The organism is Arthrobacter sp. SIMBA_036 (assembly GCF_046535135.1).
Classification (GTDB): domain Bacteria; phylum Actinomycetota; class Actinomycetes; order Actinomycetales; family Micrococcaceae; genus Arthrobacter.
In genome coordinates, this window is the sequence record NZ_JAWRXG010000018.1 from 1 (window position 1) to 23042 (window position 23042).

The window sequence follows — 23042 nt, forward strand, 5'->3', positions numbered from 1 at the left end:
CTTCGTCCCCAATGGACGCTCTGACGTCTAGCTGCCGGGGACCCTTACGCGTCGGCGTGATCTCGGCTGTCGCACGTAAACTCCCAGGGGCTCGCCGCGAGCACTCCGCCCTAGACGTTGGCACAGTATTGCCCAGGACCATGGCCGAAGATCAAAGGTAGCTCTTCTTCTCGATCCAATATTCCTTCGACTCGGTTTCTTTGCTTGCGGCTTTGTCGCTGCACCCGCGGGCTGCAAGAACAACTCATCGGCTCAATAAATGACGGTAATGAGGCCAGTTTGTCGTGGCGGGCCGTTGATGTTCGCCGTTGCGTAAGGTGCCGGAGTTGCGCTCGATTACGTCGTGGCTTCCAAAATCCCCCTCTCTTGACGGCCGGGGTCTTCCTCCCCGTTATTACGCACTGGTTCGCCGCACCGTCATCGTCAACATGCCCGACCCATGGGCGCACCGGATGAGACCAAGGCGAAACGTTGGCTTTCAGGAGAACCCGGGTCGAAGCTGGACAACCGGAGCAGGCCGCTCCTACCGTCAATCCCCTGGGGCTGGACTGCACATCTTCAGAAGTCCCTACTACTTGTTTATCGATCAGCAAGTGATATGGTTGACGGCACTTGATCAATTGCCGTCCAGGCTCGGACTCTCGCTCCACTTTCGTGTGGCAGAACGGAGTAACTATGACCGTCCGCATAGAGATCGCTGGAATTGGAATGACGTCTTTTGGGAAGTTCCTTGATCGATCTGTGGGGAGTCCTTCTGAAGAGGTTGTGCGAGTGGCGCTGGAGGTTGCTGGAATCGGCGCTGAGCGTGTTGATCGAGTTTTCTTCGCTAAGGTCGAACTGATCAATAACCCGAGCGGCGGATTGATCAGCAAGGATCACCCCATTGGGGCGACCGGGACCGCCCAAATATCCGAACTGACACAACAGTTGCGGGGAAGCGGGTGCACGGCAGCGGGAGTCGGCAAAGGTCGCATTGGCGCAAAACTCAGGCGGTTAGGTGGGCGGCGATTCGGCGGCCGCGGTGGTCTCCATCCTCGTCGCCTAAAGGTGCCGGGAAATGGGATGAGTCGATGACTCGGTATGAAGAACGCTTCCTCACTAGCTCGGGTCTGCTTAGCACGGTGTTGGGTTTTGGCGCTATGGAGCTGCGGGGGGCCTCGCACCGCGTGCCTCGTTTACTCGATGAGGGAGTTGCAGAATTGCTCCTCAACACTGTCCTGGACGAAGGCATCGGATTCATCGATACTTCGATCGACTATGGCGAGAGTGAGGGGCTTATAGGGCGCTATATAGGTCATCGTCGCTCGGAGTATCTGCTTGCGTCCAAGGTGGGTTGTCCGTTGGACCACCAGCCTGACGCCCCGTCCAACGGCCCTCTTGTCCATGACTATTCACCCACGAATATCCGTGCAGGAATCGAGCAAAGCCTCTCGCGTCTTCGTACTGATTATGTGGACCTGGTGCAGGTCCACATAGGACCGTCTGTGGCGGTTCTTCAGCGTGACGACGTGCTGGGGACACTGGAGCGCGCCCGGGAGGAGGGCAAAGTGCGGGCGATCGGCATATCGTCGACTCTTCCGAACCTCCTTGACCACATCGATCTGGGGGTATTCGAGACCTTCCAAGTCCCGTACTCGGCACTCGACCGTTCTCTTGAAAACTGTCTTCCGCTGATCAACTCCACCGGTGCCGGGGTCATCGTGCGGGGAGGAACCGCGCGTGCACCACTGGCCAAACAGACCCCCGACAGCCGGGCTGATCTTCGCCTTGACGATCTGTTCGACGGGGACGACTTGCAAGGATTCCTCCTTCGCTTCGTGATGACACGCGCCGAAGTGTCCACCGTGATTGTTGGAACGGCCTCGCCTGAGCATGTCCGGGAGAATGCCAAAGCCGCAGCTCGTGGAGGCCTTGCCGGGGACGTATACGCAGAAGCACAGCGGCGACTGGACATTGCCGGATTCCCCACTTCGCCACTAAGCAAACAGACCTTTTGATTACGCCCACGGATAGACCTGGTCTTTCCTACGCCAAGCGGCCGGATACAGAACAAGTCCACGGCCCCTTGGGCTCGGTCGCTCGCTCTTTACCTTCTTAGTCCCACCAACAATTCACGTTAACAGCAATGGAGAGCCAATGATGGAGAAAATCATCGTCCTGGACGGTGCGCGCACCCCCACCGGCAGTTTCGGCGGCATCTTTAAGGATGTCCCCGGCCATGTGCTGGGGGCGACCGCCAGCAAGGCAGCCTTGGAACGCTCCGGTGTTTCCGGCGACGACATCGACGAAGTCGTCATGGGTTGCATTGGCCAGGTGGGGGCCGATGCGTACAATGCACGCCGGGTTGCCGTGGCGGCAGGATTGCCGACACGAGTCCCTGCCTACAACGTCAACCGGCTCTGCGGTTCGGGCCTGCAGGCGATCTGGTCGGCAGCTATGGAAATGCAGTGGAACCAGCTTGACTTCGCCTTGGCTGGCGGAAACGAGTCCATGACCCGGATGCCCTACTACGACTTCGGCGCACGTCAAGGCTACCGTCTTGGCGACCGTTCGCTAAGCGACGGCACTGTCATGATGCTCACAGACCCTTTTGACGGCACCCACATGGGAGTTACTGCCGAGAATGTAGCCAGTAAATACAATGTTTCCCGCATGGAGCAGGACGAGTTCGCTGTTGAATCTCAACGCCGCGCAGCTGCGCCCGAGGCGCGGGCGGCCTTCGCTGAGGAAATAACGCCAGTCGATGTCGCCGGCCGCAGACCTTTCACAGCCGAGACGGATGAGCACCCCAAACCGGAAACAACCGTGGAGACCTTGGCGGGATTGCGTCCTGCCTTTGCCACTGGTGGAACCGTAACGGCCGGCAATGCTTCGGGCATCAACGACGGCGCCGCGGCCGTGGTCTTGACTCGCGAGTCAGTTGCTACCGAGCGGGGTTTGAAGGGCTTGGTTAGTCTCGAGGCTGTAGCCACTGCCGCCATGGAACCTGAACTCATGGGGTATGCACCTACACTTGCGTTGAGGTCACTGTTCGAGAAGACGGGCACGACGCCAAAGGACATCGGTTCGATTGAACTTAACGAGGCCTTCGCCTCACAAGCGGTCGCTGTCATCCGGGATGCCGAGCTCGATCCGGCCCAAGTCAATCCTTACGGTGGCGCCATTGCCTTGGGCCACCCAGTCGGTGCCACCGGGGCGATCCTGACGCTCCGTCTTGCAAAGGACATGGCGCGCCGGGACTTGGAACTCGGAATTGTTACCATGTGCATCGGTGGGGGACAGGCACTCGCAGCACTCTTCCGGAGGATCTGATGCCCAATCCAGTAACTTTGACTACGGCCGGTGGCGTCGGACACCTGCAGCTCAACCGCCCGGAGGCAGCCAACACGATCAATATGCCCTTCGCTGAGGCGCTCGGAGAGGCGGTCGACTGCATCGCCGAGGACGACGCCATTAAGGCGGTCTTGCTGACCGGTAACGGTAAGCGGTTTTGTGCTGGTGGAGACATTTCTGCGTTCGCAGAATCCCCAGACAAAGGCGGATTCCTCTCTAAGTTGGCGGCTACTGTTGATCGGGGTGTACAGGCACTCGAATCTCTGCAGAAGCCCGTGGTAGCGGCCGTTCATGGAGCCGTCGCCGGTGGCGGGCTTGGCATCATGCTGGCCGCCGACGTAATAATCGCAGCGGAGGGTACAAGTTTTGTGTTTGCCTACCCTTCCATTGGCCTCACTCCGGACTGTGGCACCTCCGCGAGCCTTTCCCGGGCCATGGGACTACACTGCGCCCTGGCCTTCGCATTGTCCGGCAGGCCATTGGACGCCAGTCAAGCGCTCAACCAGGGGCTTGTTACAGAGGTCGTCGTCGACCCGCTGGCCCGCGCTGGTGAGGTGGCCTCAGCCTGGGCGTCCGGTGCGTCCGGTGCGCTCGGCGATGTCCGAAGAATGCTGCGTCAGGCTCCCGGCCTTTCGCGTGCGGAGGTAGGCGAACGCGAGGCTTCGACCATCGGCCGGCGCATGGCTACCGATGAGGCTCAAGTCCTCGTCCAGACATTCCTTGGCCGTTGACTGTCGGGGGCGGGGCTGCCGCTTGTCGCGTTCTGAACGTCCTCGCCGAATGCGTTCCGCCAGTCCACCGAGAAGCGTCAGAACGTCTAAGTAAATAGTTGTTGAACAACTAGTATTTATGCTCTATTCACCGTAGATTGGGATACGAAACCGAAAGTCTTTTAGCCCGCCGAGGAGGGTTCTCCATGAAGGTTGTTGTGTTGGCGAAACAGGTTCCGGATACTTGGTCAGATCGTAAGATCGACCTGGAAACCGGAATGCTGGACCGCGGTGCGTCCGAGCCTGTGCCGGACGAGATCAATGAGCGGGCACTGGAGAACGCACTTCAGTTTAAGGATTCGAGCAAAGACACCGAAATTGTGGTGGTGGCAATGGGGCCGGAGGACGCGGGCAAGACCCTCCGGAGGCTGTTGTCGATGGGCGCGGATTCCGCGGTGTTGGTCTCGGACGATGCCTTGGCTGGTTCCGATATGGTGCAGACAGCGCGGGTGCTGGCCGCCGCCGTCGGAAAGCTCGGAGGGGTGGACCTGGTCGTCGCCGGAAACGCGGCCACGGATGGGCGCGGCGGTATGGTGCCTGCAATGGTGGCCGAGATCCTGGGGTGGCCGGTGCTGCCTTCCTTGGATGAGGTGACAATCGGCCCGGATGCCGTATCGGGTGTGGCTCAGGTAGACAGCGGCGTTTTGCGCTTGTCGTCGGTTTTGCCAGCCGTGGTGTCTGTCACGGAGAAGTCCGCGGATGCCAGATTTCCAAACTTCAAGGGGATTATGGCGGCGAAGAAGAAACCGCTGGCCATTTGGTCGCTGGACGATGTTGGGATTGCCGCCACTCCGGAAGCCGCATCGGTGATGGTCTCGGCGTCGGCCCGTCCTGCCAAGCAGGCTGGCCCGAAGGTTGTCGACGACGGCACTGCGGCAGCGCAGCTGGCCGAGTTCCTGGCGGCGAAGCGCCTCATCTGAACTAGGGCGATCTCTTTTTGACACAGAAGTTATAAAGCTGAAGGAAAACACCATGGCAAACACCGGAAATGTTCTGGTCCTGATTGAGACGACCCGCCAGGGATCGCCGAAGTCCACTGCGGCGGGCCTGCTGAGGCTGGCGGCTGACATCGGCAATCCCGTAGCCGTGGCGGCTACTGCCCCGGGGAGATCCGGGGACTTAGTCGCTGACTTGGGGAGACTGGGAGCGGCCCATGTGTACCTGGCCCAATCGGAGGCCGCCGGCACCGAGTTGGGATCCGCGCAGGTCGGTGCCCTTGCAGATGCGGTCCGCGAGTACGGGGCGAGCCTGGTTTTGGTTCCGGCGACGAACGATTCAAACGCTGTAGCTGGCAGACTCGCAATCGTGGCTGGCGGTTCCGTGGCCGCTGACGCAGTCGCTGTTCGTTTTGACGAGGAGAGCCAAGAGACCATTGCTTTCCATTCTGTGTTCGGAGGGGACTTCACAACTGAGTCGACAGTGGAGGGTGGCCTAATGGTGGTCACAGTGCGTCCGGGCAGTATAGAAGGCACGGCCGAGGCCGTCGTATCCCCTCAGGTCACTAACGCTCGCATAGCAACCACGACGGCGAAGGGCGCCACGATCGATGAGGCCACCGAGGCCGGGGCGAATGCAGACAGGCCGGTGTTGAGAGGGGCGAAGACTGTTGTTTCGGGCGGACGCGGTGTCGGTTCGAAGGAGGCGTTTAGTCTCGTGGAGGACCTTGCCGACGCATTGGGGGCCGCGGTGGGGGCCTCGCGTGCTGCCGTTGATGCCGGGTACGTGCCGCAGTCCTACCAAGTGGGCCAGACTGGTGTGACGGTAACCCCGCAACTGTATGTGGCGCTGGGGATCTCCGGGGCGATCCAGCATCGGGCTGGGATGCAGACTTCCAAAACGATCGTTGCTATTAACAAGGATGAGGATGCTCCTATTTTTGACGTCGCGGATTTTGGAGTCGTCGGGGATGTGTTCACTGTGGTCCCACAGCTGATCGAGGAGATCAACAACAGGCGCAGCTGACCGCTGCTGGCAGTCCACTCCCCGTCCAGGACCATGAGCACTGGCCCGGGGGAGGCCTCCCAACCAATTTTTGACCGAAGTTGATACCCAGTTGAAGGACCGAGATCTATGACTAGCGATGAGAACCCCGTTCATGCACCGAAACGGCGCCGCATGGCTGGATACACGCCGCTAGCCACAGAGCACACCGACGGTGAGTCCGTGGCCGAGGAGCAGGCACACGCCCCTTTGCCGCAGCAACAGCTGGGCGGTTCGGTTGCCGAGAAGGCCATGATGCCGGTCCCCGTAAGGGATGTTTCTAGTTTGGTGGTTAAGGCGCAGGCCGAGGAAATGGACGTGCCAGCGGACGCCGGGGCGCAGGAACGCGAGGAACGGGAGTCTGCAACTGATCATGCTCCTGCGCGCAAGCGCCGGATGGGTTCCGCCTCGCCGGCTGCTGGAGAGAAGGAGGTCGAAGCGCCATCGAATACTTCAGCTGGTGCCGCCCAAGCCGAATTGGTCACACCGACGGCCACTGCGTCCTCTTCGACTCGTTTGGGCGGCACAAAAGGCGGGGCCCGAGGCGTCACCGTAAACAGGTCGACCGTGGCCAGTTCGGCATGGCGGAAGCCGGCCGTGATTACGGCCTTTTTGCTGGTTCTGGGCCTTCTAGTGGTGCTTGGCGCCCGTTGGCTACGCACCCTTGCCGGTGTCCAGGATTTCCTTATGGCCTATGACGGGCACGCATGGCAACCCGCAGTCGCTCCGGAAGGGATTCCGCCGTGGCTGGGCTGGCAACACTTCCTCAACGTATTCTTCATCGTGCTGATTATCCGCACGGGTCTCCAAGTACGTACGGAGCGAAAGCCTCCGGGCTACTGGACGGCGAAGAAGGACTCGTTTTTCTCGCCGAAGGGCAATAGCCCTAAAAAGGTGTCATTGTCCCAGTGGCTGCACCAAAGCCTTGATGTGCTCTGGGTGGCCAACGGGATAATCTTCGTCGTGCTGCTATTCGTCAGCGGGCAGTGGATGCGGATCGTACCGATGAGTTGGGACGTCTTCCCAAACATGCTCTCTGCGGCCATTCAGTACGCCTCGCTGGACTGGCCTGCCGAAAACGGCTGGCTACACTACAACGCACTGCAGGTGATGGCCTATTTCCTTACCGTGTTCGTCGCCGCTCCGTTGGCGGTCCTGACGGGCGTCCGGATTTCTACGTGGTGGCCCGAGCGCGCCAAGCGCCTCACCAAGCTGTACCCGGTGGGATGGGCGCGGGCATTGCACTTTCCGGTGATGCACTACTTCGTTGCTTTTACGGTGGTGCACGTGTTCTTGGTGTTCTTCACCGGAGCATTGCGGAACCTGAACCACATTTACGGCTCCCGGGACATCGTGGACTGGTGGGGCCTCGCCATTTTTCTAGTCTCCGTGCTGGCCATCGCCGCAGCGTGGTTCCTGACCAGACCGCTGTTCACCACACCCATAGCAGCGCGCCTGGGCAAGGTCACCAAATAGTCTAAACAAACCCGTTCCCGACGCAGATGTGAGAGACATTGAAAAACTGCGGACCTGAGTGGGTGGAAGGCGGCGTCGGCGCCTGGCCAACCCCGGTGGGCTGGTCGAGTTCCCCGGCTTGGTTCCGCCGGAACGTGGTCCGGATTCAGCCAGAGTGCGCCTGGCTCATTGGATGTCCTACCATCCCCGGGGATCAAGTGCAGTGCAACCCGTGGTTATGCGGACGTCCGCATACGCGTTGGTGCCGGCAATACTCGGCCGTTGCCTGTGCTGGTATTGGTCTGCTGCATCGCCCGCATCTTCGCCATACGTATCGTGCAGTTCAGACCTTACTACCTGGAGGCCAGGAGCGTGGTCGGGCCCAATAGATCTTGGAGGCTTCGTTCCTGGCGGGCTGGAATCTAAACCTCGGCGGAGAACTTCAACAACCAGCTGTATGTAATCGACTATCTGTAGGTCGTTTCAGCCGGAAATTTGAGCCACGCAGGTGGCTCGTTGAAGGTCAAAGAGCGCGAAGAATCAGGCCGGCTCGTTCCCGAAATCATGGTTTTGGGGGCTTGCACGAATAGAGATATCCGGGTGGACGGGGCCCTTCCCAGAGTTTCAGGGACTTAGGCCCGCCACCTCGGATAGGTTCCTTGCGCCGCTTGCCGTTGCCGATCGTTGCTGCCGGAAAGGTGGAAAGCAGATGACGGTATCCAGGTCCGTGCAAGAAACATCAGAAGGCTGGACTCCCAGGTACTGCCGGGCCGGGAGATCGCCCCAGGCTGAGCGGCGGGGGTCCTCGGTGACCAAGTATGCCGATCAGGAGACCTACTCCTCGGAGGCGGCCTTATACGGTTCTGCGGTTCAGCCATTCGAAGATGATCGCCCGAATGGCTCTAGACACGGACTTACCGGGCAAATTCGAGGAAGAGATGCGAGGCCTTGACAAGTGGAAGCGGGGCGTCATAGATTCAGCTGTACTGAACATCGGTACGGCGTTCCGGACAGTGGTACAGATGACTTGTCGGATCTGGGCCGGCTCAGCTCGGCCAATGGAACTAAATGTGTGTAAGTGAAGTGCGGGATCATCGACGAATCCCAGCACCTAATCAACATCAATGAGGAGTGACAATGGCTGCAAGAGACACCAACTCGTGGGAGACTGCAATTGCGAAAATCGAGCCTCACGACGTGATAGTCCGAGGCGAGCGGATGAGCGAGCTCATCGGCAACGCTTCATTCGCCGAGGTGACGTACCTGATCCTGTCCGGCAAGCGCGCAACCAAGGGGCAAGCGAGAGTTCTTGAAGCTCTTCTCGTTTCGGTCATGGATCACAGCATCGCGCCATCGAGCACGGTCGCCAGGCTTCTGGCATCGTACGGTGTTCCCATCCAGGCAGCCATCGCAGGCGGCGCGTTGACCTTCGGAGACATCCAGGGTGGTGCTGGTCAGGAGCTGGCACGGAACCTCAGCGGAATCGTTCAGCAGGTCGCAGCAGACGGCGATGTCACTGACGAGGCGCTGCGGAACGCGGCCAAGGAGCTGGTCGCGGACAGTAGGGCGCGTCGGGTACCGCTAGACGGGTTTGGTCACCCACAGCACGATCCTGATTTCAGGACGCCCATTCTGCTGGAATTGGCCAAGAAGGAGGGTGTCTTCTCTCATCACTCCGCTTTGCTCAGCCACCTCGAGGACGCGCTTGCTGAGGCAATCGGGCGTAGGGTCGGTGCAAATATCGATGGGGCTTCTGCTGCCCTCCTTCTCGATCTCGGGCTCAAACCGGATGTGGCGCGAGCCCTTATCGTGACGCCCCGAACAGTCGGCCTCGCCGCACATTACCTGGAGGAGATTGAGCAGGGGAACACATGGCGACACGTTCCCGCCGCGCAGGTCACGTACACTGGCGTCCTGCCGGAAGAGTCGTGATAGTGCCGTGAAGGGTACGGATACGGTCAAACCGCTGTCGGGAGTGACTGTTATTGATTTGACACAATTAATGGCGGGGCCGTCAGCGACGATGTTGCTCGGCGATATGGGGGCTGACGTCATCAAGATTGAGCAGCTCGAGGGTGAGTTGTCTCGGAGGCTCGGTACTTCGGTGAAGTCGCTCTTCTTGGCGAACAACCGAAACAAGCGGTCGATGGCGATGGACCTCAAGCACCCTCAGGCGAGGGAGATTGTGCGCGAGCTGGTCGCGCGAAGCGACATCTTTGTTCAGGGTTTCAGTCCCGGGGCAATGGATCGACTGGGCCTGGGGTACGAGGATCTCATCAAGGTCCAACCGCGCCTCGTGTATGCGTCATTGTCCGGCTTTGGAGCCTCGGACAGGGGGATCAGCCGGAAGGGAGTCGATGCGGTGGTCCAGGCCGAGACCGGGATCATGGCCGCGACGGGGGAACTGAATGGCTCCCCTATGAAGGTGGGCTTTCAAGTAGTGGACGCAGCAGCGGGTCTGGCGCTCGCGCAAGGGATACTGGCATCGCTGCGGTTGCGAGACATGACTGGTGAACCCCAGTACCTAAGTACCTCCCTGTATCAGGTGAGCGCCTTTCTCCAGGGTCACTATTTCGTTGAGGCTTCCATTACGGGTGGCGAGGTGTCGAGAATAGGCAACACGGGCGGGACGCTGGCCTATCCCACTGACCTGTTCGTGACGTCGGATCGGGGATACGTCCAGGTTGCCGCGTACCTCCCGGAGCAGTGGCGGTTGCTGTGCGCAACCATCGAGAGGGCCGATCTCGTGGAGGACCCGCGTTTCGCCGACGTGTCCGCGAGGGTGCAGAATCAGGCATTACTGAGGACCGAGTTACAGAATGCTTTCAGTACTCGTTCGAGGGATGAGTGGACCTCCCGATTCCGCGCCAGTGGCATTGTGGCCGGCCCTGTGCTGAGCCATGGTGAAGTCATGCGTAGTGATGAGGCGCGCCGCACCAACTGTTTCGTCGATGGTGAGTTCGACGGCCAGGCGTATAAGAGCGTGCGCATTCCCATCACGTCCGCACCATACGAGCAGAGCCCAGTCTCGGCCCCCCGCCTGGGAGCCGACACAGACGCCATCCTCGCGGATCTCGGTTACACCGAAGAGCAAATATTGGCACTCCGCGAGGCGGGAACGACCCCTGCCCGCTGACCATTGATCCTCATCGGAAGATCGCCGTCGACATAGACGTAGAAGCGGATTCGCGAGAAATAGTTGTTGAGATGCACTCTGACGAGACTGACGATGAGCGGCCTTAAGATTTGCGGGGCGTGGGGTGATCAGCGTGACGTCGCCGCAGGAGCGCGCGACGAGATTCGCTGCTGCATCGTGCAGCAGCATAATGCGAGGAAGGTAGTTGAACATGGGTGTTCTTGAAGGTCGGGTCGCGATAGTTACCGGTGCAGGGCAGGGGCTCGGGCGCGAGCACGCGTTGCTGTTCGCCGCAGAAGGGGCTCTGGTCGTGGTCAACGACGTCGGCAGATCGACCTCCGATTCGGGCTCGAGTCTCGCTCAGAGCGTGGTCGACGAAATCACGGCGTCAGGTGGGCAAGCGGTGGCGAACACCGACAGTGTCAGCGACTGGGCCGGTGCGCAGCGTTTGATCGAGACGGCCGTGAAGGACTTCGGTGACTTGCACGCAGTGGTCAATAATGCAGGGATCCTTCGCGACCGGATGCTGGTCAACATGACGGAGGAAGAGTTCGACTCGGTCATCAACGTCAATCTCAAGGGGACGTTTGCGGTGAGTCATTTCGCCGCGCGGTACTGGCGCGAGCAGTCGAAACTGGGGTTCGACGCCGATCGAGCCATCATCAACACCTCGTCGGGGGCAGGGATGCAGCCAGGTATCGGGCAGACCAACTACGCTGCTGCGAAGGCGGGTATCGCAGCAATGACGCAGGTCGCGTCGAAGGAACTGAGGCGGATCGGTGTGCGGGTCAACGGCATCGCGCCCTTCGCGCGGACTCAAACCACCCAGGCGACGCCTGGGCTAGTCGAGCGCCTCGCCGAAGCCGAGTCGCGCAACGGCTTCGATCCCTATCATCCGGGGAACGTATCACCCCTGGTCGCCTATCTGGCGTCGAGCCAATGCCACATGACCGGCCACATGTTCCGCGTCGTTGGCGACTTTATCGGTGTGTATGAGGGGTGGCACCTCGTCGACTCCTTCGAGAACGGGCAGCGCTGGGAAGTCACTGGCGTAGCACAGGCACTGGCCGGAGTTCCCTCCGAACCTGCGACAGACGCACCCAAGATGCCCTCCTAGGTGCGTGCATGAGATCGCGAAGCGTCGACAGCGGCGCGTTTCTTGTCGAGATAGATCCCCGAAAGAGGACAGAAAAAAGGTGATTGCAGTGCCAGAGCCGCACGTCTTCCTTACCCGTCCGCTGTCCGAACGGGTCATGCGGGGCGCCCGGGAGTCACTACCCGCCGAACTCCGAGTGCATGCCGGCATTGACGGCCCCCCATCTCGGGAGTCGCTCCTCGAGGGCTCCCGCGGCGCCTCAGGCATCATCACAATGCTGACTGAGAAAATCGACGAGGAAGTGCTGGAGGCAGCAGGGCCACAGCTTCGGGTCGTCGCCAATGTCGCCGTCGGCTTCGACAACATTGATGTTGAAGCCGCAGGTCGAAGAGGGGTCATCGTCACCAACACACCGGGGGTGCTTGACGAGGCCACCGCTGACCTCACACTCGCGCTGATCCTGTCGATCGCGAGACGAGTGGTAGAGGCGGACAGGTTTGTGCGCACAGGACGGCCGTGGATCTGGGGCCCGCAGAGTTTCGTGGGTCTCGACCTCAGCGCCGGCGCCACCTTGGGTATAGTCGGCCTCGGACGCATCGGGATGGCGACAGCGCGTCGCGCTCATGCCTTCGGCATGAAACTCCTCGCCACCGGCCGCCGAGCCACTTCGCAGGAGGCCGTGAGGCTCGGGGTTGAGGCGGTAAATCTCGAACAGCTCCTCGCGCGCAGCGACGCGGTCTCCCTGCACTGTCCCCTGACTCGGGAGACCCGGCACCTCATAGGAGCCCAGGAGCTCGCCACGATGAGGAAGGGAAGTTATCTCATCAACACCGCTCGCGGTCCTCTTGTCGATGAGGAGTCTCTCGCCGATGCCCTTGAGAGCGGCCATCTGGCGGGTGCGGGTCTCGACGTGCACGAGTATGAGCCGCAGGTCAATGAGCGACTGCGTCGGATGGAGCAGGTTGTAGTTCTGCCGCATATCGGGAGCGCCGGCGCTGCGACCCGCGACGCCATGGGGACCATGGCGGTGAAAAACGTCGCTGAGGTGCTTCTCGGACGACCGCCCCTGACTGCGGTTGCATTGTGAAAGGGACGCGCGAGCTCCTTGGGGTTAAATAGGACAAAATATGTGGATGGTGTAGGACGTGTCATGATCCTCCTGTCCATCCGGTTCTTGTCCAGAGGCCTTCTTCGGCCTTGAGGCGGGTGTTGTAGAGGGGCTGGTCCGTCGAACTCTTCGGGAATCGTTGTGGCGATGATGTTCATTTGGATGTGGAACAGTCAGCGTTCCTGCTAGTCCGAAGTTACGTTGGTCCCTAGGCTTGGTTCCGTTGCGTTCCCGGCCGAAGGGCCAAGTTTGCACGTCATTTGTAGCCACTAAATTACGTGTTGGGACTGCTACATGGATAGGTGCATAGGCTGCTGTGGAATCTTGGCATGCACGCACAACTCAGGCGATGACGAAGCCCGGCCTAATAGCCGGCGCATGAACAGGGCCGGGGAAACGGTCGACTACGAATCGGTGTTTCTTCCGCCGGTCCTTGCGGCGCAACGGCAAGATCAAGCATAAGACCTGGCGAACCTCTCGGCGCTGCCGGAATCAGCGATCGAAGCGGTCCGCGACACGCTGGCCGGAAACACGGCTGTATTCACTGCGGAGGGTCTGGAGTCTCATGCGGCCCTTGCCCCATGGCCACAGCGCTCGGGATGCCCGCACTTCTGTGGCGGCCAGCGCGGATGCGCGACATTTCGTTCGCCCTGGTGGCCGCCCAAGTCGGCCATCCCGTTTCGAAGCTGTCGACCACCTGCAGGTGGGCCGATACAACCCTGGCCGGGGGACCTCGGCGTCGCCGGCGCCATCACGGACGAGGTCTACGCCGCGATGGACTGTCTCGCGGCTGGCAGGAAGCCATCGCAGCCAGGCGCGCCGCCCGTCACCTGTCGGAAGAAGAAGGAAATCCGGCCCGGCTCACATTGTTCGATCTGTCCTCGTCTTGGGTGACCGGGCATAAGTGCCGCTGGCTGCCCGCGGATATTCCTGTGACGGGGTGACGGGTGTCGAGCAGATCGAATACGGAATACTCACCCACATCGACGGCCGGCCGGTCTCCGCCCGCGTTGTCCCCTGCAACACCGCCGACCCCAGAGCCTTCGAGGACCTGGCCGCGGACTTCAAGACCCATAGCGGCTCGGCGAGAGGGTCAGGCCGGGGACCGTGGCACGATCACCAACGCCAGGATCAAACAGCTCATAGAACTCGGCGGTCTCAGCTGAGTGACCGCGCTGGGCGCCGCGGCGATCAAGGCCCTGGCCGCTGACGACGGACCGCTGCAGATGTCTCTGTCCGACGAGACGGACCTGGCTGAGATCTCCCACCCCGACCATCCGGGTGAGCGCCCTCATCGTCTGGCGCGACCCCGCACTGGCGCAATAACGGCCCCGCGAGCGTGGCGAACTGCGGCGCAAAATCACCGCCGTCGCCGAAGTCGGGCCCATCAAAGGCGCTGGGAAGATCGGGATCCGTGCCGGCAAAGCCATCGGCAAATAAAGAATGGAAAGGGCACTACGCGCTCACCATTACGGAGACTTCCGTTGCCTTCGCCTGCGATGAGGAACCGATCGCCGCCGAGTGGCCTTGGACGGGATTCTCCATCATCCGTACCACCGTCAACGCAACCCGGACGGACGCCGGCAAGGTGAAGGCCGGCTTCGACCTTCTCACCACACCCAACATTCATTCAGCGCCAGGCCTTCGACCTCATGGCCCGGCCCATCCCGGCCACCATCGGAGTCAAGCAGCTAGACAAAGAACCACCGGAAACAGTGAAATCCCCGCCTAGGCGGGGATTTCACGCGTCATGACAGACGTAACTTCGGGTTAACTTCCGGCCAGCACTCCCCAACTGAGGTTGGCGGCCCCGTGCCGACGTTGGACACTATGACGGCGGCACCGAGATTCTTCCGGACCACCGACGCTCCGCACTTCGGGCAGGGCCAGCGTTTCGTAAAGTCCGACCCCAACGAGGATCAGCTTCCCGTACTCGTCTGTGCATGGGTGTGACTCTCGGTCAGACTCACGGAGGGGGCTACCGTCCTTCCCCACCACGCTGCAATCAAGAAGAGGGCGCCTCCTATCGCGAAGAGCATGGCAACACCTATGGTGCTTGACGAGGATGAAGAGCCGACGAGTGCGAGCGCGACCACGGGTCCGAGGCCTGCCCCCACCGCACCGCTGGATTCCTTACCGACTCCGATACCGGTGACACGAGTATTCGTAGCGAATTGGCGCGCCATGAACGGACTCGTCGCGACAGACAGCAGAGGGGCCAGGAAGCCCGTTCCCAGGATCAGCGCTACCCAGATCCAAATCGGTGACCTGGTGTCGAGCAGCCAGAAGAAGGGGACGGAGTAACCAATCACCAACACGCCGCCGATGGCGATAACCCATCGGATCGGAACCGCGTCGCACAGCCTTCCACACACGGGCGTCCAAATGATGGCGAAGAGGCTTGCCAGCGTGACCCCAAAGGTGCTGACCGACGGCCCGACGTGTTGAAACTCCGTCAGATAGGAGAGCGCAAAGGTCTTCCACAGCGTAGCTACAAGGGCGTACCCGGTGTACACGATGAACACTATGACGACGCCCCTCCAGTCCGACCGGAAAAGATCCGCCAGCACACGGGGCCACGGACGCCGCGCCTGATCCGGACGCAAGTCCAAGAACTCCGGGGTCTCGGGAAGCTTGATGCGAATGAGGTACCCCACGCCGGCCAATACGAAGCTGAGAACGAACGGGATGCGCCAGCCCCATGAGTAGAAGAAGTCATTCCCGAGCAATGCCAGTCCGGCGACAACCAACGAAGCGGCGAAGACTCCGAGATTGACCCCAAGCGTCGGTAGGGATCCCAGTCTGCCCCGCTTGTTAGGGGTCGCGAACTCATAAGCCGCAGCAATTGCAGAACTGAACTCCGCTCCAGCGCCGACTCCCTGGACGATCCGCAGCAGAACAAGCAAGATCGGGGCCGCTACGCCGATCGTTGCGTACGAGGGAATCAGACCAATCAGTCCGCTTGAAACGCCCATCAGGACCAAGCTCCAAGTAAGTACGGTCTTTCGACCGAACTTGTCTCCGATGATCCCGAATATCAGCCCCGCAAAGGGTCGTGCGAGAAATCCGACAGCGAATGTTGCCAGCGACGCCATCGTGCTGGCAACGGAATTCGAGGACGGGAAGAATGTCGGACCAATGACAAGTGCAGCCATAGCGGAGTAAAGAAAGAAGTCGAAGTACTCGAGAGCGGTGCCCGTGACGATGGCCGCGCTGACGCGCCTCGGTGAAGCCGGCCTCGCCGGTTGAGTAGCAGTAGCGTTCATACTTTTGCCTTCCGTCGTTGGTAAGGTCGGTGGCCCTTCCGTCGTTGGAAGGGCCAGCACCATACGTGTTCCGTCTGATGGAACGGCGGTCCAATCAGGGTAAGATTCATGATTGTCGTCACAGTGAGTCCATGTCAAGCACTCGTGAGGAGCCGTCGGTGGCGGGCAAGGTTCACGTGTGCTGCTACATCCCGAGGCGAGCCAGTGAGGTTGCGGCCCGGGGGATTTCGGCGCGGGCTCATAAAGGGTACTTGTCCGTTCGCGTTGGGATCCCACTGCCCATGACGGTGCCGTTGACGTCCGCGGATGATTACCGTGCGCGTCGCCCGGCCCGAAAGTCATTCGCGCTTCTGTTGACAAGACGACAAGCGGCCGGAGATGATAGACGTACCGACAGACGGTATTGCGTTTCAATAGGTGGCACAGGCGGGTCCCGCTCATTCTCCCGGCGTAGCAAAGAACTTCGAGTGCATTTGCCGAGGGCGCCGATAGCGACATGCGCCAGCGCTTAGGGGGTAGGTCAGCGGGCGAGTCGGGTGCTGGCCGGGCGTGAAAGCACAAGTCAGTGACACAGAGGTCGGGCTGGATACACAGGGCGACACAGCAGACATTTGGAACGAGGCACAGGATGGTTTCGAAGGATATCCCGAGTGAGGAGGCAGGGCCTCTGTGGGTGGACTCTGAGCGAGGGATCCAGCTTATTGGGTGGATTTGCCTCAAATGCGGCCAGGGGGGCGTTCCACGTCAGCGCTTCGGGTGCGAGCGGTGCGGAGCGCCTGGCGATGAGATCTGCGAGACGAGGTTCGATGCCCGCGGGGTCTTGCGCAGCTTTGCCGAGGTTCACCGGCACGCCAAGTGGCCGGTTCCATTCGTTATGGGGGAGATCAGCCTAGCGGACGGTCCGACGATCCATGCGTTCCTGGATGACGAGGTTGCATGGCATCCCGGCGCGACGGTCGTCGGCCAAGGCGGCGACCGGTTGCGCGATTCCTATGTCATCTTCACGTTAGGAGAACGCTGATGGTTCTGATTACTGATCTCCGTCCAGTGCATGTTGTCGGCATCGGTCTGCACCCCTACCAGTACCCGACCGAAACGTCATACATCGAACTGGGCCTGCAGGCTGTCAGAGAAGCCCTCGTCGACGCGGGGATTACGTGGCCGGCCGTCGAAGCCGCGTTCGTCGGCACCGCCAGACTAGGCATGGCGGCGGGGGTTCCCATGCTCCGGTACCTCGGAATGACGGGGCTTCGAGTTTCTCAGGTCGAGAACGCCTCGGCTACAGGCTCCACTGCATTCCGGCAGGCCGTCGCAGAAGTGGCGAGCGGTTTGGCCGATGTGGCTATCGCCATCGGAGTCGACAAGCCGATCGGAAGGATCGCTGCTCCGGATACCGGGATCACGCCGATCTCCCCGGTTCAGGATGTCCCGTTTGCACGCTACGCGCTGCTGACTGAGCGTTATCTGGCAGAGGCGGGATACACCAAGGAACAGATCGGTCTCGTTGCCGTCAAGAACCATAACAACGGCGCTCTCAACCCATATGCACAGCGTAGAAAGAGGCGGACGCTCGAGGAGGTTGTCCGTCCTCCTTATGTTGCAGGATCGCTCAACAGTTTGCAGATCACCCCCATCGGTGAGGGGGCAGCGGCCGTGATCGTCATGTCCGATGTGGCGATGAAGCGCTACAAAGTCGATCAGCGCCGTTCGGTCTGCGTTGCAGCATCTTCGACTGTGAGCGATCAAGCGTTCGACGGCGCAAACGCCGACGTCGCGTTGACCCAAGCCGCGACCCAGGCGGCTTACGAGGAATGGGGTGGGGATCCGTCGGATCTGGATGTCGTCGAGGTGCACGATGCGTTCGCGATCGAAGAGTTGTTGTTCGTCGAGGCAATGGGACTGTGCCCGCCAGGGCAGGGGGCTGCCGAACTCGCCAAAGGGTCGTTCGACATCGGCGGCCGACACGCTGTCAGCCCCTCTGGCGGCCTGCTCGCGATGGGACATCCCCTCGGCCCGACGGGCCTGGGGCAGATAGCCGAGATCACGAGGCAACTGCGCGGAGAAGCAGGAGACAGGCAACAGCCGGATGCAAAGGTCGGGCTGGCTCACATGGTCGGGATCGGCCCCGTGTGCGTCGTACATATCCTGCAGCGATGAGCTTCGCCAACAAGCATTTGTAAGAAAAGCGGTTGTTTTTGCAACATAATCACCGAACAACTACTCGTTCGGTGAACGAGGAAGGATTGTCGATGACCACGGAAACGAATGACACAACGGATGAGCTCCTGACAGAGCGACGAGGATCGGTGTTGTGGGTCACCCTCAACCGGCCGAAAGCACTGAATGCCGTAACGGCAACCATGCTGGATGCTCTCGTCGCTGCTGTTGAAGAGGGCGATCGCGATCCAGAGGTGCGCGCGATGGTGCTCACCGGCAGCGGACGCGGGTTTTGCGCTGGCGCGGACCTGAAGGACAGCGCCAAACGGACTCCCGAAGAGGGCGCGAGGTTCGTCAAAAGGATCGGCGAGCTCACCAGCTTCATCGAGGGGAGCGGCACCCCGGTCATCGCCGCAATCAACGGCATCGCCGTTGCCGGCGGTCTGGAACTCGTTCTCTCGTGCGACATCGTGGTGGCAGCGGAGTCGGCAGTTATCGGTGATTCCCACTCGAACTTTGCGATGTTCCCCGGTGCCGGCGTCACCGTTAGGCTTCCCCGGAAAATCGGACTCAACAATGCCAAGTACTTGATGTTCACCGGGCAGACGCAGACGGCGCGTGAGTGGATGGCGTACGGTCTCGTGAACGAGGTCGTCGCAGATAGCGAACTCGCGGGGTCGGTGGAGCGCCTCGCCGAGTCGATTTCTTCGAAGAGTCCGCTGGTGCTCGCGCGGATGAAACAGGCGCTGAACGACTCACTCGACCACCCTGTGTCGACTGGTCTCCGCTATGAGCGTGCTCTGTCTGCTGCGCACAGCTATTCGTTCGACCGCGTCGAGGGACTGTCCGCCTTCCGGGAGAAGCGAGTTCCCCAGTTCGAGGGCAGGTAAGACGGGTGCCCAAGCCGCTGAATTCTCTCGTCGGGCACCGATTTACCGCCCGACCTGACGAGACACAAACGCCACATCAGCCCGTTCAATCCGAGGAGCAGCCGTTGTCAGCATCCAGAGTTGCAGCGCAGATCGACGACCCCGACGGTGTTCTGGCCGCCATCGAGACCCGATTCGCGTGTCGGGCGTTCGACCGCAACCGTCCGATCGATCGTGAGGTCGTCGAGGAAATTCTGCGCGTCGCCAGTAGGGCTGCATCCGGCACGAACACACAGCCGTGGAAGGTTTACGTATTGCAGGGGCAGCCGCGCGATGACTTGGTGGCCGAGGTGTTGGCAGCGGATGATGCGGTCAGCGACGATCCGAATCTCGTGGCTGCCTACCGCGATGACCCCGATTTCTACCCCAGCGAGTGGGTGTCGCCGTACATCGACCGAAAGCGGCAGAACGGGTGGAGCTTGTACGGCCTGCTTGGGATTGCGCGTGGGGAAAAGGAGAAAATGCGCGCGCAGCGACAGCGCAACTATCACTTCTTCGACGCACCTGTGGGACTGATCTTCACTATGGATCGGGTCATGGGGCGCGGCTCATTCCTTGACTACGGAATGTTCATGCAGAACATCATGCTTCTGGCGAGAGCACACGGACTGCACACATGTCCGCAGGCGGCATGGAATTACTACGGCAAGGTCATCCTTCCATTCTTGGACGCCGGACCGGACGAAACCCTGGTCTGCGGCATGGCACTTGGTTACGCGGACCAGCAAATGATCGTCAATACTCTCCAGACTCCGAGAGAGCCCGTGGAGGTCTTCACTCGGTGGGTTGAGTCTTCGGGGGAGCGGATCGTCACGGGTCATCAGTTCGGCGAGCGACGGTGACCCACCCTCGGGCGCGAAGAACACTTCGGCAACCACGTGACCTCAGACAAGGAGCCGGTAGTGCAACGAGTGGGCTACACATGCCCGGCACTCCCGCAGCGACCAGAAAGAAGGAATGAACGATGGACGATGAAACGCGCGAGATGCTTCATCAAACTCTGGCGGAGATCTTCGCCGATGAGCCGTCTGATCTATGGGGCTCTCTGAAAACCACCGGTGTGGACAAAGCTCTGCTGCCCGAGAGTAAGGGTGGCATCGGTGTGAACTGGGCGGTTGCTTGCGAACTCTTGGAGATCGCAGGCAATAACGCCGCTGCGGTGCCGCTTGCTGAGACGATGATCGGCCACTGGCTGATTGATCTGGCAGGTGCACAAGAGACGGATCAGCCTACGATCGCATTTGCTTCTACGGACGCACCGGTCCACCTGAGTCGCTCTGGCGATGTGTGGCACGTAGAGGGCACTCTCAGACGTGTCCCGTGGGGTAGTACGTCTACGCATGTCGTGTTTATGAGCGACAGCCCTTCGCCTCAGCTCGTCGTAGTGGACCGCCAGGCGTCGGGTGTCTCCGTTACATCTGGTCGCAATCTGGCGGGGGATGCGCGCGACGATATCCGGCTCGAAGGCGTCATACCTGTCGAGGTCGTGCCGGCGCCGTTCGAGCCCAGATCGCTGCTGGTGATCGCTGCTATCGCCCGCAGTGCACTGATGGCGGGTGCTCTTGAACGGGCCCTGACTTTGTCTGTGGACTACGCAAACATGCGAGTGCAGTTTGGCCGGCCGATCGGCAAGTTCCAAGCCATTCAGCAGAACGTTTCTGTTCTCGCAACGCAGGCCGCTGCCGCGCGGGCAGCCACGGAAGCCGGTAGTGAGGCTATCGATGAATGGCTTGCGAGTGAAGACGAGTCACTCTTTCACAGCGTGGCTGCGCTGAGCGCGAAGATCCGTACCGGGGAAGCTGCCGGAGCGGGCGCCGCGATCGCCCACCAGGTGTTCGGGGCAATCGGTTTCACCGAAGAACTCAATTTGCAACTGTTCACCAAACAACTCTGGTCCTGGCGCGACGAGTTCGGCAATGAAGCCTTCTGGGCAGACGAACTAGGACGACAGATCCTCGGCGAAGAACTCGAGACCACCCTGTGGCGCACCTTGGCGCCCCTGGGTGCTGGCATCACTGTAGGAGAGTCGAAATGAACGCCCTGACCTTCCCATCGCCTCGACTGTCTGAAATGGGCGAACGGCTACGAGCGGAGGTGCGAGAATTTCTTGACGGTTTCGAGTGGCCCGTCGATCGTGATGCGGCCACTGCGTTCGGTGGCTACGACCCTCAATTCAGCGAGGCGCTCGGCGCACGTGGGTGGATCGGCATGGGCTTTCCCGTGGAGTATGGCGGAGGTGGGTACGGCCTCGTCGAACGCTATGTCGTACTCGAGGAATTGCTTGCGGCACGCGCGCCGATCACCGCGCATTCGGTAGCAGACCGGCAAAGCGGCTTTTTGCTGTTGCGGTATGGCAGCGAGCGCCAGCGCCAGGAAATCCTTCCCCTGATAGCCGCAGGCAAAGCGTACTTCTGTATCGGGATGAGTGAGCCAGATTCCGGATCGGACCTTGCTTCGGTTCGTACACGCGCCAACCGAGTCGACGGAGGTTGGCTTGTGAATGGAACGAAGATCTGGACGACGAATGCCCACCGCAGCCACTACATGATCCTGTTCTGCCGCACCGCGCCGGCGGGTGAGACGCGACACGAGGGCCTGAGCCAGTTCTTGGTCGATATGAATACCCCCGGTATCGTGTGTCGGCCAATCACCGACATCGCCGGGGGGAAACACTTCAACGAGGTGCACTTTCAGGATGTTTTCCTTCCCGACGACGCGATCATCGGAACCGAAGGAGATGGCTGGAATCAAGTCACCAGTGAATTGGCTTTTGAACGAAGCGGTCCGGAGCGATTCCTTTCGCATCTTCGCGCGCTGGAGGAGTTCGTCAGGATCTTGAAGCAGTATCCCTCGGCTGAAGGTACGAGAGTAATCGGGCGAATGGTGTCCCATCTCGTCACGCTGCGTCGGATGTCGAGGTCGGTGGCGTCGATGATCGCCGATGGGAAAGACCCTGCTCTCCATGCGGCGCTGGTGAAAGACCTGGGCACCTGCTTCGAACAAGAGATTCCCGAAGTCCTTCGCTTAGCCTTGCAGGCAGAGCCTGACCCGGGCGCCTCGGACGCTTACCAGGCAATGTTGGCACATGTGATACTCAACTCTCCTTCGGCCACGATCCGCGGCGGTACGAAAGAAGTGCTGCGAAGCATTGTCGCGAGGGGTCTGGGATTGCGGTGAGCATGGTGGTGAATGGGGCAGTTCGGGCGAGGACGCTGATGACCAAGCGCGCAAACGGTCGGCAGGCGTTGCGTATGAACCTCGGTTGCGCTGAGGTGGGGTTCGAGTGAGCGCGAACGACGCGCCGACGGCGGCTGGTCAGCGGATCTGCCCGGCCGACGGGCCGGTGCTGCTCCACCACCTGCGTGGGGAGGGTCCCGGCGAACACGGCCGACCCGAGTTTCACGACGGCAATTTCACACACACCGATGACTGACGTGAACAGAATCGACGTTGTGACTGTTTATGCCGGTGCGACCACCTCACCTCTCCAATGAGCTGCATCGTCTTCGCTCCAGACAGCTTCAAGGGCACTCTGGATGCGCCCGCGGTCGCGCAGGCGCTCGCAGAGGGCTGGCGGCAGCACGATCCGTTCGCCGAGATCGTGCTGCGGCCGATGGCCGACGGCGGAGAGGGCACGGTCGCCTGCTTCGCTCTTGCGGAGCCAGCCGCCCGGCGGATGCCCGTCGAGGTGCGTGGACCGGACGGCCTGACGCACACGGCGGAGTGGTTGCTGCTGCCGCGACCGACCGCGATCCCGGAGGGGTGGGCGTGGTCGAGCTCGCGAACACCGCGGGGATCGAACTTTTAGGCAA

The 23042-nt window shown here is 60.9% G+C and carries 19 protein-coding genes; 17 read left to right on the forward strand and 2 right to left on the reverse strand.

Annotated features, from left to right (window positions below):
- Window positions 1–1070: 1070 nt before the first annotated feature.
- The 10 genes from SB659_RS18210 (at window position 1071) to SB659_RS18255 (ending at window position 12857) form a co-directional block, all read left to right on the forward strand.
- Entirely contained in the window at window positions 1071–1997 is a 927-nt protein-coding gene (locus tag SB659_RS18210; protein WP_410551390.1) for an aldo/keto reductase, read from the forward strand.
- 139 nt (window positions 1998–2136) lie between these two features.
- Window positions 2137–3312: a thiolase family protein gene (locus SB659_RS18215; RefSeq protein WP_410551391.1), complete on the forward strand. Its 1176-nt coding sequence runs from the start codon at window positions 2137–2139 to the stop codon at window positions 3310–3312.
- Entirely contained in the window at window positions 3312–4064 is a 753-nt protein-coding gene (locus tag SB659_RS18220; protein WP_410551392.1) for an enoyl-CoA hydratase/isomerase family protein, read from the forward strand. The genes SB659_RS18215 and SB659_RS18220 overlap by 1 nt, the downstream gene beginning before the upstream one ends.
- A 185-nt stretch (window positions 4065–4249) precedes the next feature.
- Window positions 4250–5023 (forward strand): electron transfer flavoprotein subunit beta/FixA family protein, encoded by a 774-nt coding sequence (locus SB659_RS18225; protein WP_410551393.1) that lies wholly within the window; start codon window positions 4250–4252, stop codon window positions 5021–5023.
- A 52-nt stretch (window positions 5024–5075) separates the two neighbouring features.
- Complete coding sequence (locus SB659_RS18230) at window positions 5076–6065, forward strand: electron transfer flavoprotein subunit alpha/FixB family protein (protein WP_410551394.1); 990 nt, start codon at window positions 5076–5078, stop codon at window positions 6063–6065.
- 108 nt (window positions 6066–6173) lie between these two features.
- On the forward strand, window positions 6174–7559 hold the full coding sequence (locus tag SB659_RS18235; RefSeq protein ID WP_410551395.1) for a hypothetical protein: 1386 nt from the start codon (window positions 6174–6176) through the stop codon (window positions 7557–7559).
- Between the two features lie 1116 nt (window positions 7560–8675).
- Window positions 8676–9470 carry a citrate/2-methylcitrate synthase gene (locus SB659_RS18240; protein WP_410551396.1) on the forward strand — a complete coding sequence of 265 codons (795 nt, stop codon included), beginning with the start codon at window positions 8676–8678 and terminating at the stop codon, window positions 9468–9470.
- Between the two features lie 43 nt (window positions 9471–9513).
- Window positions 9514–10674 (forward strand): CaiB/BaiF CoA transferase family protein, encoded by a 1161-nt coding sequence (locus SB659_RS18245; RefSeq protein ID WP_410551397.1) that lies wholly within the window; start codon window positions 9514–9516, stop codon window positions 10672–10674.
- A gap of 211 nt (window positions 10675–10885) precedes the next feature.
- Window positions 10886–11791, forward strand: a complete 906-nt coding sequence (locus SB659_RS18250) for an SDR family oxidoreductase (RefSeq protein WP_410551398.1) — start codon at window positions 10886–10888, stop codon at window positions 11789–11791.
- An 88-nt stretch (window positions 11792–11879) separates the two neighbouring features.
- The gene (locus SB659_RS18255) at window positions 11880–12857 is read left to right on the forward strand and encodes a 2-hydroxyacid dehydrogenase (RefSeq protein ID WP_410551399.1); all 978 of its coding nucleotides are present in this window, start codon (window positions 11880–11882) and stop codon (window positions 12855–12857) included.
- A 1085-nt stretch (window positions 12858–13942) separates the two neighbouring features.
- On the opposite strand, the gene SB659_RS18260 is transcribed toward SB659_RS18255, so the two are convergent.
- Entirely contained in the window at window positions 13943–14173 is a 231-nt protein-coding gene (locus tag SB659_RS18260) for a hypothetical protein (RefSeq protein WP_410551400.1), read from the reverse strand.
- 119 nt (window positions 14174–14292) lie between these two features.
- On the opposite strand from SB659_RS18260, the gene SB659_RS18265 reads away from it, so the two are divergent.
- The gene (locus tag SB659_RS18265) at window positions 14293–14610 is read left to right on the forward strand and encodes a hypothetical protein (protein WP_410551401.1); all 318 of its coding nucleotides are present in this window, start codon (window positions 14293–14295) and stop codon (window positions 14608–14610) included.
- A 187-nt stretch (window positions 14611–14797) separates the two neighbouring features.
- Here SB659_RS18265 and SB659_RS18270 read toward each other — a convergent pair whose 3' ends face one another.
- Window positions 14798–16144, reverse strand: coding sequence for an MFS transporter (locus tag SB659_RS18270; protein ID WP_410551402.1), 1347 nt, complete (start codon window positions 16142–16144; stop codon window positions 14798–14800).
- A gap of 1020 nt (window positions 16145–17164) precedes the next feature.
- On the opposite strand from SB659_RS18270, the gene SB659_RS18275 reads away from it, so the two are divergent.
- The 6 genes from SB659_RS18275 (at window position 17165) to SB659_RS18300 (ending at window position 23038) form a co-directional block, all read left to right on the forward strand.
- Window positions 17165–18301, forward strand: a complete 1137-nt coding sequence (locus tag SB659_RS18275) for a thiolase family protein (RefSeq protein WP_410551403.1) — start codon at window positions 17165–17167, stop codon at window positions 18299–18301.
- A 92-nt stretch (window positions 18302–18393) separates the two neighbouring features.
- A complete protein-coding gene (locus SB659_RS18280) occupies window positions 18394–19191 on the forward strand; it encodes an enoyl-CoA hydratase/isomerase family protein (protein ID WP_410551404.1) in 798 nt (265 codons plus the stop codon).
- A 104-nt stretch (window positions 19192–19295) separates the two neighbouring features.
- Window positions 19296–20072, forward strand: a complete 777-nt coding sequence (locus SB659_RS18285) for a nitroreductase (RefSeq protein ID WP_410551405.1) — start codon at window positions 19296–19298, stop codon at window positions 20070–20072.
- Between the two features lie 122 nt (window positions 20073–20194).
- Window positions 20195–21265 (forward strand): acyl-CoA dehydrogenase family protein, encoded by a 1071-nt coding sequence (locus SB659_RS18290; protein ID WP_410551406.1) that lies wholly within the window; start codon window positions 20195–20197, stop codon window positions 21263–21265.
- Window positions 21262–22407: an acyl-CoA dehydrogenase family protein gene (locus tag SB659_RS18295; RefSeq protein ID WP_410551407.1), complete on the forward strand. Its 1146-nt coding sequence runs from the start codon at window positions 21262–21264 to the stop codon at window positions 22405–22407. Before SB659_RS18290 ends, SB659_RS18295 begins: the two co-directional genes overlap by 4 nt.
- A 313-nt stretch (window positions 22408–22720) precedes the next feature.
- Window positions 22721–23038, forward strand: coding sequence for a glycerate kinase (locus tag SB659_RS18300; RefSeq protein WP_410551408.1), 318 nt, complete (start codon window positions 22721–22723; stop codon window positions 23036–23038).
- Window positions 23039–23042 lie beyond the last annotated feature (4 nt).

Excerpts from the sequence above, each read along its gene's own strand:
- SB659_RS18225 (WP_410551393.1), top strand. The coding sequence starts at position 4,250 with ATGAAGGTTGTTGTGTTGGCGAAACAGGTTCCGGATACTTGGTCAGAT.
- SB659_RS18235 (WP_410551395.1), top strand. The coding sequence starts at position 6,174 with ATGACTAGCGATGAGAACCCCGTTCATGCACCGAAACGGCGCCGCATG.
- SB659_RS18280 (WP_410551404.1), top strand. The coding sequence starts at position 18,394 with ATGACCACGGAAACGAATGACACAACGGATGAGCTCCTGACAGAGCGA.
- SB659_RS18300 (WP_410551408.1), top strand. The coding sequence starts at position 22,721 with ATGAGCTGCATCGTCTTCGCTCCAGACAGCTTCAAGGGCACTCTGGAT.
- SB659_RS18270 (WP_410551402.1), bottom strand. The coding sequence starts at position 16,144 with ATGAACGCTACTGCTACTCAACCGGCGAGGCCGGCTTCACCGAGGCGC.
- SB659_RS18260 (WP_410551400.1), bottom strand. The coding sequence starts at position 14,173 with ATGAGGGCGCTCACCCGGATGGTCGGGGTGGGAGATCTCAGCCAGGTC.
- SB659_RS18240 (WP_410551396.1), top strand. The coding sequence starts at position 8,676 with ATGGCTGCAAGAGACACCAACTCGTGGGAGACTGCAATTGCGAAAATC.
- SB659_RS18290 (WP_410551406.1), top strand. The coding sequence starts at position 20,195 with ATGGACGATGAAACGCGCGAGATGCTTCATCAAACTCTGGCGGAGATC.
- SB659_RS18250 (WP_410551398.1), top strand. The coding sequence starts at position 10,886 with ATGGGTGTTCTTGAAGGTCGGGTCGCGATAGTTACCGGTGCAGGGCAG.
- SB659_RS18215 (WP_410551391.1), top strand. The coding sequence starts at position 2,137 with ATGATGGAGAAAATCATCGTCCTGGACGGTGCGCGCACCCCCACCGGC.
- SB659_RS18210 (WP_410551390.1), top strand. The coding sequence starts at position 1,071 with ATGACTCGGTATGAAGAACGCTTCCTCACTAGCTCGGGTCTGCTTAGC.
- SB659_RS18230 (WP_410551394.1), top strand. The coding sequence starts at position 5,076 with ATGGCAAACACCGGAAATGTTCTGGTCCTGATTGAGACGACCCGCCAG.
- SB659_RS18220 (WP_410551392.1), top strand. The coding sequence starts at position 3,312 with ATGCCCAATCCAGTAACTTTGACTACGGCCGGTGGCGTCGGACACCTG.
- SB659_RS18275 (WP_410551403.1), top strand. The coding sequence starts at position 17,165 with ATGGTTCTGATTACTGATCTCCGTCCAGTGCATGTTGTCGGCATCGGT.
- SB659_RS18295 (WP_410551407.1), top strand. The coding sequence starts at position 21,262 with ATGAACGCCCTGACCTTCCCATCGCCTCGACTGTCTGAAATGGGCGAA.